The organism is Pseudomonas sp. AP19, assembly GCF_001728855.1.
GTDB lineage: Bacteria > Pseudomonadota > Gammaproteobacteria > Pseudomonadales > Pseudomonadaceae > Aquipseudomonas > Aquipseudomonas fluorescens.
Genome location: NZ_LXJP01000074.1, coordinates 20508 through 30231, shown reverse-complemented (window position 1 = coordinate 30231; position 9724 = coordinate 20508). Strand labels below are relative to the sequence as shown.

9 protein-coding genes are annotated in these 9724 nt (G+C 62.4%); 3 read left to right on the top strand and 6 right to left on the bottom strand.

The window, feature by feature from the left end:
* Window positions 1-623: 623 nt before the first annotated feature.
* Both A7D21_RS30725 and A7D21_RS30720 read right to left on the bottom strand, forming a co-directional pair.
* Window positions 624-2324 carry an amidase gene (locus A7D21_RS30725; protein WP_069553496.1) on the bottom strand — a complete coding sequence of 567 codons (1701 nt, stop codon included), beginning with the start codon at window positions 2322-2324 and terminating at the stop codon, window positions 624-626.
* Window positions 2325-2379: 55 nt separating this feature from the next.
* The gene (locus A7D21_RS30720) at window positions 2380-3162 is read right to left on the bottom strand and encodes a helix-turn-helix domain-containing protein (protein WP_069553495.1); all 783 of its coding nucleotides are present in this window, start codon (window positions 3160-3162) and stop codon (window positions 2380-2382) included.
* 83 nt (window positions 3163-3245) lie between these two features.
* On the opposite strand from A7D21_RS30720, the gene A7D21_RS30715 reads away from it, so the two are divergent.
* Together A7D21_RS30715 and A7D21_RS30710 are read left to right on the top strand one after the other, a co-directional pair.
* A complete protein-coding gene (locus A7D21_RS30715) occupies window positions 3246-3551 on the top strand; it encodes a DUF2834 domain-containing protein (protein WP_053255825.1) in 306 nt (101 codons plus the stop codon).
* Entirely contained in the window at window positions 3544-3966 is a 423-nt protein-coding gene (locus A7D21_RS30710; RefSeq protein WP_053255826.1) for an MAPEG family protein, read from the top strand. Before A7D21_RS30715 ends, A7D21_RS30710 begins: the two co-directional genes overlap by 8 nt.
* Before the next feature lie 134 nt (window positions 3967-4100).
* On the opposite strand, the gene A7D21_RS30705 is transcribed toward A7D21_RS30710, so the two are convergent.
* On the bottom strand, window positions 4101-5270 hold the full coding sequence (locus tag A7D21_RS30705) for a GGDEF domain-containing protein (RefSeq protein ID WP_053255827.1): 1170 nt from the start codon (window positions 5268-5270) through the stop codon (window positions 4101-4103).
* Between the two features lie 110 nt (window positions 5271-5380).
* Window positions 5381-6592, bottom strand: coding sequence for an MFS transporter (locus tag A7D21_RS30700; RefSeq protein ID WP_053255828.1), 1212 nt, complete (start codon window positions 6590-6592; stop codon window positions 5381-5383).
* A gap of 96 nt (window positions 6593-6688) precedes the next feature.
* On the opposite strand from A7D21_RS30700, the gene A7D21_RS30695 reads away from it, so the two are divergent.
* The gene (locus tag A7D21_RS30695; protein WP_053255829.1) at window positions 6689-7510 is read left to right on the top strand and encodes a helix-turn-helix domain-containing protein; all 822 of its coding nucleotides are present in this window, start codon (window positions 6689-6691) and stop codon (window positions 7508-7510) included.
* Here A7D21_RS30695 and A7D21_RS30690 read toward each other — a convergent pair.
* Both A7D21_RS30690 and A7D21_RS30685 read right to left on the bottom strand, forming a co-directional pair.
* Entirely contained in the window at window positions 7503-8690 is a 1188-nt protein-coding gene (locus A7D21_RS30690; RefSeq protein ID WP_069553494.1) for an MFS transporter, read from the bottom strand. The genes A7D21_RS30695 and A7D21_RS30690 overlap by 8 nt on opposite strands.
* Window positions 8690-9712 (bottom strand): alpha/beta hydrolase, encoded by a 1023-nt coding sequence (locus tag A7D21_RS30685; RefSeq protein ID WP_069553493.1) that lies wholly within the window; start codon window positions 9710-9712, stop codon window positions 8690-8692. The genes A7D21_RS30690 and A7D21_RS30685 overlap by 1 nt, the downstream gene beginning before the upstream one ends.
* Between the last annotated feature and the right edge of the window lie 12 nt (window positions 9713-9724).

Sequence of the window (9724 nt, the reverse complement as noted above, 5' to 3'; positions counted from 1 at the left end):
TCGCGAGCAAGCCCGCTCCCCCAGGTTGATCGCGTTCAGGCCGTTGCGGCGCTGCATGCCCTGATCTAAAACACAGCTCCCACCGAGCTCGACTTGAAATACAGTCAAAATGTGGGAGCAGGCTTGCTCGCGAAGACGGTCTGCCAGTCACCTGATGCATCACCTGACACTCCGCTTTCGCGAGCAAGCCCGCTCCCACAGGTTGATCGCGTTCAGGCCGTAGTGGCACTGCATGCCCTGATCTAAAACACAGCTCCCACCGAACTCGACTTGAAATACAGTCAAAGTGTGGGAGCGGGCTTGCTCGCGAAGACGGTGTGCCAGTCACCTGATGCATCACCTGACACTTCGCTTTCGCGAGCAAGCCCGCTCCCCCAGGTTGATCGCGTTCAGGCCGTTGCGGCGCTACATGCCCTGATCTAAAACACAGCTCCCACCGAGCTCGACTTGAAATACAGTCAAAATGTGGGAGCGGGCTTGCTCGCGAAGACAGTCTGCCAGTCACCTGATGCATCGCCTGACACTCCGCTTTCGCGAGCAAGCCCGCTCCTCCAGGTTGATCGCGTTCAGGCCGTTGCGGCGCTACATGGCTTGATCTGAAACACAGCCAGCCCCCACAATTTCTACAGCGGCGGTGTGCGCGGCGGAATCAGGCGTTTGCTGCCGGTGGCTTCATACGCGCTGGCAAAGCTCAGCAGCGCCGAGTCATCGTATGCCCGCCCGGCAAAGGTCAGGCCGACCGGCATGCCGATATCGGCCATCACGCCCATCGGTACGGTGACGGTGGGCACGCCCAGGTGGCGGATGGCGAGGTTGCCGTTGGCGACCCAGACGCCATTGCTCCAGGCGATGTCGGCACTGGCTTCATTCACGTCGGCGTCGGCCGGGCCCACATCGGCCACGGTCGGGAACAGCACGGCGTCGAGGCCCAGGTTGTCCATCCAGTCTTCCAGGTCCAGGCGCCGGGTCTGCTCCAGGCCACGCAGGCCATCCGGCACGGTGCTGATCTCGTTCCATGGCGTAATGCCGCGTTCGGCCATGCGCACGTATTCGTCCATGCCGGCGGCCAGGTCATCTTCACGGTTGGGCAAGGTGCCCGGGTCATGGGGGAAGATCTGCGGCCCATCGACGTCCGCCAGGCGGTTCAGCGCGGGGTCGCCGTTGGCGCGCAGGAAGTCATCGAAGGCCCAGGCCGACAGTTCCCACAATTCATCGTGCAGGAATGCCTTGGACACCAGGCCGCGGGTAAACACCGTCGGCGCGCCGGGGCGGTCGCCTTCGCAATTGGACACCAGCGGGAAGTCCACCTCGATGACTTCGGCACCGGCGGCTTCCAGTGCCTGGCGTGCGGCATGCCACAGGTCGATGACGCTGTCCCGGGTGTTGATCTTTTGCCCGGTCGGCCCGCCGATTCCGGGTTTTTCGCTGGTGCCGGCCTCGGGGTCAGCGTTGATGTACATGCGCGGCACACCGAAACGTTTACCGGCCAGGGCCTCGCTATTGACGGCCAGTTCGGCGTATGACGCCGGGCGCACCGAGGCCACGCTCGGGATCGGCACCCAGGGTTGCAGGCGCCACAGGTCGCCACGGGTGTCGGGGTCTTCGGCGACCACCACGTCGAGCACTTCCAGCAGGTCGGCCATGGTGCGCGCATACGGCACCACGACGTCCATGGTCGGGGTCAACGGCCAGTTGCCGCGCACCGAAATCACCCCACGAGAAGGGGTGTAGGCGCACAGGCCATTGTTGGACGCCGGGCCACGCCCGCTTGACCAGGTTTCTTCCGCCACGCCGAATGCCGCGAAGCTGGCCGCCGTGGCGGTGCCGGCGCCGTTGGACGAGCCGGAAGCGAATGGCGCGGTGAGGTAGTCGGCGTTATACGGGCTTTCGGCGCGCCCATAGACCCCACGTTGCATTCCACCATTGGCCATCGGCGGCATATTGGTCTTGCCCAGGCAGATGGCGCCGCCCGCACGCAGGCGTTCGATGGTGAAGGCGTCGCGCTGTGCAACCAGCTTGGCAAACGCCGGGCTGCCGGATGCGGCCGTCAGGCCCTTGACCAGGTAGCTGTCTTTGGCGGTGTAGGGAATGCCGTCCAATGGCCCCAGGGTTTTGCCCTGCGCCCGGCGTGCGTCGGACGCCTCGGCTTCTTTAAGGGCCTCGGGGTTGCGCACGACGACGGCGTTCAACGCGGTGGTGGTCTGCGGGCCGTCATAGGCATCAATCCGCGCCAGGTAGGCGTTTACCAGTTCAACGGCAGTGGTCTGGCCGGCTTCAAGCGCCGCGCGCAATTGGGCAATGGAGACTTCGGTAACTTGCATCACGTTTTTTTCGCCGCCTTCAAGTGGGAGGTATGGCGGCAGTCTACGGACAGATATTTCACAAAACCAGCGCCGTATAGTCCGCGTAGGCGGCGCGCATCACTTGCCACGTGGGCTCGTCAGCCGGAATCAGGTGCTCGATACGCAGCGAGGTGAGGGTGATGTCCTGAGGCATGCCGAAGGTGGTGAAGGTCGACAGAAAGTTCAGCTCGCCGTCGGGTGAGCGGATACGCGTCAGCACCAATGGCGGCATGTGTTCGGGCGGTTCGGTGTTGGCGGGCGTCGGCAGACTCGCTAATAACCGCGCCAATTCAGGATTGCCCAGCGCCTCACGACTGGCGCGTTGCCAGGCAAGCGTGCGGATCTCTTCGGCGTTGATCAGGTGGTCGCCCAAGCCGCCGGTTTGCAGCAGCGTGGTCAGCAGGTTCAGCCCGTCTGCCGCATCCGGTTCAAGCCCCACCCGTTCAAACAGAACGCCGGTACTGGCATTCGCCGCCAGCACTTGCCACTCGCTGCCCAGCAGAATCGCCGGGGCCGGGTTATTGGCGTGCAACACATGGCTGACGGCTTCGCGAATCGCGGCCATGGCCGGTGAGGCGAGTGGGGTGGCGGTGTAGCGCGGCGCGTAACCGGCGGCGAGGAACACGCGATTGCACTGCTCAAGCGGCACATCCAGCGCGGTCAATAAATTGTGCAGCGTGCCCGGGCTCGGCTTGGCGCGGCCGGTTTCGAGGTAACTGAGGTGGCGTTGCGAAACCCCGGTGATCAAGGCCAGGTCCAGTTGGCTCAGCTTGGCGTGGCGACGCAGTTGGCGCAGCTGTTCGCCGGCAGTGGTGTCCATGGCGGGTTCATAACCTGTGAGGTCATTGCGAGGGCCAAGACCTTATCACTATCGTGCGCTTCATTCACTTCAAGGACGAGACCATGCACAGACCCTCTATTGCCCTGGTTGGGTTAGTTGGATTTTCACTCTATACGCTGGCGACGATGCTCACCGCCGAGCAATCACTGCTGGCCTTCGGACGGCAATTGATGTCGCGGCCGGACACCGCGCAGGTGGTGATCGACCTGTACCTGATGGCAGTGCTGGCGTGTATATGGATGTATCGGGATGCGCGTGGGCGCGGGCGGTCAGTGGTGTCTGTGCTGCCGTATTTCGCGCTGACGGCAGTCTTTGTTTCGGTGGGGCCGTTGCTTTATATCGTCGTTAATGGGGCCCGCGATGAATGACCTGCTGGCTATCTACGCAGGCTGCGTGCTGGTGTTGTGCCTGAAGATGTTTGCAATTTCCTGCTACCAGGGTTTTTGGCGGATTCGGCGGCGGGCGTTCACTCATCGTGAAGATGCGGCGTTCTTCGGGCGCAGGGTGCAGCCCCGGGAATTGTCGCAAGTCGCCAGGGCGCAACGGGCATGGGCCAATGACCTGGAAAACATCCCGCTGTTTTTTGTGTTGGGTGGATTGTGCGTGGCGCTGGGCAGTTCCCCGGGTGTCACGGGCTGGCTATTTGGCCTGTTTACCCTGGCCCGATTGGCGCACACGGTGACGTATCTGGCAGGGCTGCAGCCCTGGCGCACGCTGGCCTATGCAGTGGGTGTTGCCTGCCTCTTCGGGCTCGCTGCCCAGGTGGTCTTGAGGTTGGGATGAGCGAGCTTAGGGTGGCGAGCAGGCTTGCCACACAAACAACCTGCCATAGGCAAGGGCTCAAGGGTTTAGCTGCGCCTGGTCATTGTCTTTGGCGATCAGCTGATAAGGCGTGGTCGGCGCAGTGTGGCGGTGCATTACGACCTCTCGCCGAAAGCGCCGGTGCGGTCCACCAGCCGCATGCTGTCCCGCCCGCCGCGCTTGGTTTCGTAGAGTGTGGCGTCACTTTGTTCGATCAGGGCCGATAAGTTCAGCGGCGGCTGGTCGAACAGGTCCGCGCCTATGCTCAAGGTCACCGGTACCGGCGTACTGAAGCTCTGCGCGGCGAGTCGCTGGAACTGTTCGCGCAGTCGGCTGCCGAGGTCGACGATCTGCGCAGTCGAGGCCTGATTCAGCAGGATCACAAACTCATCGCCACCCAGGCGTGCCGCCAACGCGCCCTGGGGCACCACGGCGCGAATCATTTCGCTCAGGGCGACCAACAAGCGGTCACCGGCGGTATGCCCATAGAGGTCGTTGACCAGCTTGAAATTGTCGATGTCGATCAACAATACAGCGCCCGGCTGGGCGCGTGAGACCTGGGCCAGCAGGCGCGGTGCCTGCAAGTCCAGGGCGCGCCGGTTGAACAGTGCCGTCAGTGGGTCGCGGGCTGCAAGGCGGGCAATCTGCTGCTCGCGGCGGTAGCGTTCGGAGCCGGTCATCGACAGCGCGATCAGCATGATCGCCATCGCACCTTCCACCAGGGACACCTGGATGATTTCGCCCTTGAAGGCGGTCAGGTCAATCAGTGTGCCTGGGATCAGTACCGACAACGCTTTGGCCACATAAAACGTGCCATGGATCAGCAGCACATAGCGCAACTGCACCGCGCCGATGCTGAGTGATTTGCCGTGCGGGCGCAGCAGAAAGCTGGCGCGCAGGGTCGGCACTGCCACCAGCAGCGACTGCACCGCCAGCATGGCTTTGGACCATGGCAGCTCGACCGGCAGCATCAGCATTCCCAGCCACACCAGCAACATCAATAGCCATAGCGGTGAAAGGCGCGCCTGGGTAAAACGCGCCACGCCGAGCAGGAACAAAAAGTGCGCGGTCACCAGTAAGCCGTTGGCGAACCAGATGCCGATCATCAACAGGCCACTGCCGCGTAGCAACGCCAGGGTAGAGCCGACGCTGATGGTCGCAAAACCTGCAGCCCAGAACAGCAGGGAAGATTCGCGCACGCTGCGCCATTCAATGGCCAGGTACAACGCGGCAGCGGCGGCCAACGCGATGGTCAGAGTCAGAATCGTAGGAGGGTCTAGCGTCATGTCGTGCCGGGCTGCCTGGGTGTGCGCTTAAAAATCGGGATTGTAAGCGCACACGCAGGTTTTTCAGAGCATTCTGGGTAATGGCACACAGCCAGCCGATGATCGGCCGGTCAGACGCCTTTGGTCGAGGGCAGCAAGATCGTGAGGATGCCCGCCAGTGGCAGAAACGAGCAGATCTTGTAGACGTACTCGATGCCATGGTTATCGGCGAGCAAGCCCAGCAATGCGGCGCCAATCCCGCTGAAACCGAACATCAGGCCGAAGAAGATCCCGGCGATCATCCCGACATTGCCCGGCACCAGTTCCTGGGCGAACACCACGATGGCGGAGAAGGCCGAGGCGATGATAAAGCCGATCACCACGCTGAGCACGGCGGTCCAGAACAGGTCGACATAAGGCAGCGCCAGGGTGAAGGGCGCGGCGCCGAGGATCGAGAACCAGATGACTTTCTTGCGGCCGATCTTGTCGCCAATCGGGCCACCGGCGAAGGTGCCGACCGCTACCGCGCCAAGGAACAGGAACAGGTACATCTGCGAACTGGCCACCGACAGCTGGAACTTCTCGATCAGGTAGAAGGTGAAGTAGCTGGTCAGGCTGGTCATGTAGAAGTACTTGGAGAACACCAGCAGCGCCAGCACCACCAGGGCAAACGTCACGCGGCCTTTGGACAAGCCGTGTGTGGCTTTACCGCCTTGCTTGAGCTTGAACAGGTTGAGGTGGTGGCGGTACCAGCGGCTCAAGCCATACAGCACCAGAATCGCAAACACCGCGAACAGCCCGAACCAGGCGATGTGGCTTTGGCCGTAGGGAATGATGATCGCCGCGGCGAGCAACGGGCCGAAAGCGCTGCCGGTGTTGCCGCCGACCTGGAAGGTCGATTGCGCCAGGCCGTAGCGGCCGCCGGAGGCCAGACGGGCCACGCGGGAGGTTTCCGGGTGAAAGGTCGACGAGCCGACGCCGACCAGCGCCGCCGCCAGCAATATCGCCGGGAACGTGCCGACAAACGCCAGCATCAGAATGCCGATCAGGGTGCACACCATGCCCGCCGGCAGCAGCCAGGGTTTGGGATGGCGGTCGGTGTGGTAGCCGATCCAGGGTTGCAGCAGGGAGGCGGTCAGTTGGAAGGTGAGGGTGATCAGGCCCACCTGGGTGAAGCTCAGCCCGTAATTGGCTTTGAGCATCGGGTAAATCGACGGCAGCACGGCCTGGATCAGGTCATTGATCATGTGCGCCAGGGCGCAGGCGCCGAGAACGCGCATGACCAGCGGGCTTATTTGGGGCGCAGTGGTTGCAGCGGCGGGTGACGCGGTCAGGGTCGACATGCAGGCATTCCATACAAGGCAGCGAACAGGGGCAGCCAGTACGATGCCGGCTGTCCATTTCTAATTGTTTCGGCGTTTATGCTAGATTCGACAAAAATGCCTGTCTCACGAAATTCGGGAGGCAACTGTCGCAAAAAGGGCGAAATGATCAAACCACTGGATTTATTTCTGCAGGAGATCGACGAGGGCGACTGGGCTGTCATCAGTTCCGCCACTGATTATCCCGAGAATTGGGTGATACCCGAGCATCGCCACGAAAAGCATCAACTGCTGTACGCCATCGAGGGCGTGATGGTGGTGCATTCGGCGCAGAACCAGTGGACCGTGCCGTCCAGTCGCGGCTTCTGGATGCCCAGCGGGCAAGTTCACTCTTTGCGCTGCGTGGGCACACTGAAAATGCGCAGTGTGTTTGTGCGGCCCGATGCCTTCCCGAACCTGCCGACCGAGACCAAGGCGGTGAGTATCTCACCGTTGCTGAGCGAGCTGATCAAGGCGTCGGTGAGTTTGAAGCCGCCGTATGCCGAGGATTCGCGTGACGCGAGGATCATGCACCTGATTCTCGATGAGCTGGCGATTCTTCCGGCGTTGCCCCTGTCGCTGCCACAGCCCGCCGACCCACGGATCAACCGCGTTTGCCAGGCGCTGCAACACGACCCTGGCGATGCGTCGACGGTCGCTGATTGGAGTGAGCGCCTCGACCTGGACCAGAAGACCATCCAGCGCCTGTTCCGCAAGGAAACCGGCCTGACCTTCGGCCAGTGGCGCCAACAGGCCAGGTTGCTGCTGGCGTTGGAGCGCATTGCGGTGGGGGAGAAGATTATTGATGTCGCCATCGAGTTGGGCTACGAAAGCCCGAGCGCCTTTACCAGCATGTTCAAGAAACAGTTTGGCAAGACGCCGAGTCAGTTTTTCAGGTAGTGCGCGTTGCCACACGTGCCACCGTAAGCCGCCGTGAGCTCAGGTAAGCCAGCAGGCCGGCGACACCCAGCAACCCCGCGCTCAGTTCAAAGGTCGCCCGGTAGCCACTCAGGTCGAACACCACACCGCCGAGCGTGGCGCCGCAGGCAATCGCCAACTGGATAATCGCCACCATCAGTCCGCCTCCGGCCTCGGCATCGTCAGACAGGACCCGCGACAGCCAGGTCCACCAGCCCACCGGCGCGGCGGTGGCAACCAGGCCCCAGACGCCGAGCAACAGCATGGTCGCCGCCGGCGAACTGCCCCATGCCACCAGCGCCAGGGCAATCGCTGCCATCAATAATGGAATGGCCGTCAGCGCCTGGTACAGGCGGTTGTTCAGAAAGCGCTCAATCAGGAACGTCCCGGCAAGCCCGGCCAGGCCGAGCACCAGCAACATCAGCGAGAGCATGGGAAGACTGACCTGAGTCACCGTTTCCAGGAACGGGCGCAGGTAAGTGAACAGCATGAACTGGCCCATAAAAAACACACTGGCGGCCAGCATGCCCAGGGCTACGCGGGCATTCTTCATCAGGCGAAACACATTGCGGGTCGTGCGCCTGTCATCGTTCTTCAGCGAAGGCAGGCTCACCAGCAGCCAGGCGCCGGCCACAACGGCGACCGGGATGACGCAAAAGAACGCGCCACGCCAGCCGATCAGCCCGCCCAGAAAGCTGCCCAATGGTGCCGCAATCACCGTCGCCAGCGCGTTACCGCCGTTGACGATCGCCAGCGCGCGCGGCACCTGTGCCAATGGCACCAGGCGCATCGCGGTAGCGGCCGATAATGACCAGAAGCCGCCAATGGCCACGCCGATCAGCGCGCGACCGAGCATGAATGTCAGGTAGTTCGGCGCTAACGCCACCACGGTGCCGGACACAGTCATCAGCGCGGTCAGCGCCAGCAGCAGGCGTTTGCGTTCAACCTTCGCCGCAACGGCAGCGATGATCAGGCTGGTGAGCAAGGCGAACAGCCCGGAAACCGAAATGCCCTGGCCAGCCTGGCCTTCCGAGATGTGCAAGTCGCTCGCCAGCGGCGTGAGCAGGCTTACGGGCATGAATTCAGAGGCCACCAGCGCGAATGCCGCCAGTGACATCGCGAACACGGCACCCCAGCTGTGCGTATGAGTGTTAGCGGACATTACTTCAAGTTACCTTTGAAAAAGCGGGTGAGCGTGGCGAATGGGATCAGGTCGACGCGGTCGTACAGATCCACATGGCCGGCACCCGGGATAATCACCAATTCCTTGGGCTCGGCCGCACGCCGGTAGGCGTCTTCGCTGAACTCGCGGGAGTGGGCGTCAGCGCCGGTAATCAACAGCAGCGGGCGCGGGGAGAGCGTCTCGATGTCGTTGAACGGGTAGAAATTCATGAACTTCACGTTGCTGGTCAGCGTCGGCCGGGTGGTCGTTTGCGGCGACGCACCGGCCGGGGTAAATTCGCCGCGCGGGGTGCGGTAGAAGTCGAAGAACTCATCACCCACCGCATCGCCGGTGAGGGTCAACGGGGTACCGCCGGTGTAGGCGGTGTCACCGCCCTGGAATTCCACATAGCGCTGGTTGGCCGCCTGCAGAAGCAGTTGTTGGCGTTGCGCCAGCGTTACCCCATGCTTGAGGCCGTTGCGATTGGCCGCCCCCATGTCATACATGCTGACCGTGGCGATCGCCTTGAGGCGTGGGTCGATCTTGGCGGCGGCGATGGCGAAGCTGCCACTGCCACAGATGCCGAGAATGCCGATGCGTTCACGGTCCACTAGTGGGCGAGTACCGAGGTAATCCACGGCAGCGCTGAAGGCTTCGGTGTAGAGGTCGGGCAGCACCGCGTTGCGCGGCTGGCCTGCGCTTTCACCCCAGAACGGCAGGTCGAGTGACAGGGTGACGAAGCCTTGTTCGGCCATTTTTGTCGCGTAGAGGTTGGCGCTCTGTTCTTTAACGGCGCCCATCGGGTGGCCGACGATGATTGCGGCGTGTTTTGAGCCCGAGGCAAGGCCCTTGGGGGTGAACAGATTGCCCGCAACGAGCATGCCGTATTGGTTGTTGAAGGTGACTTTTTGTACCGTCACCTTGTCGCTTGTGTAGAAGTTGTCAGCACCGTTGGACATATCGGCTCCCAATGAAGAAAAAGACGTGACCAGCACACACAGGGCAAGCAAGAGGCGTTTCATGCAGTGATCCTT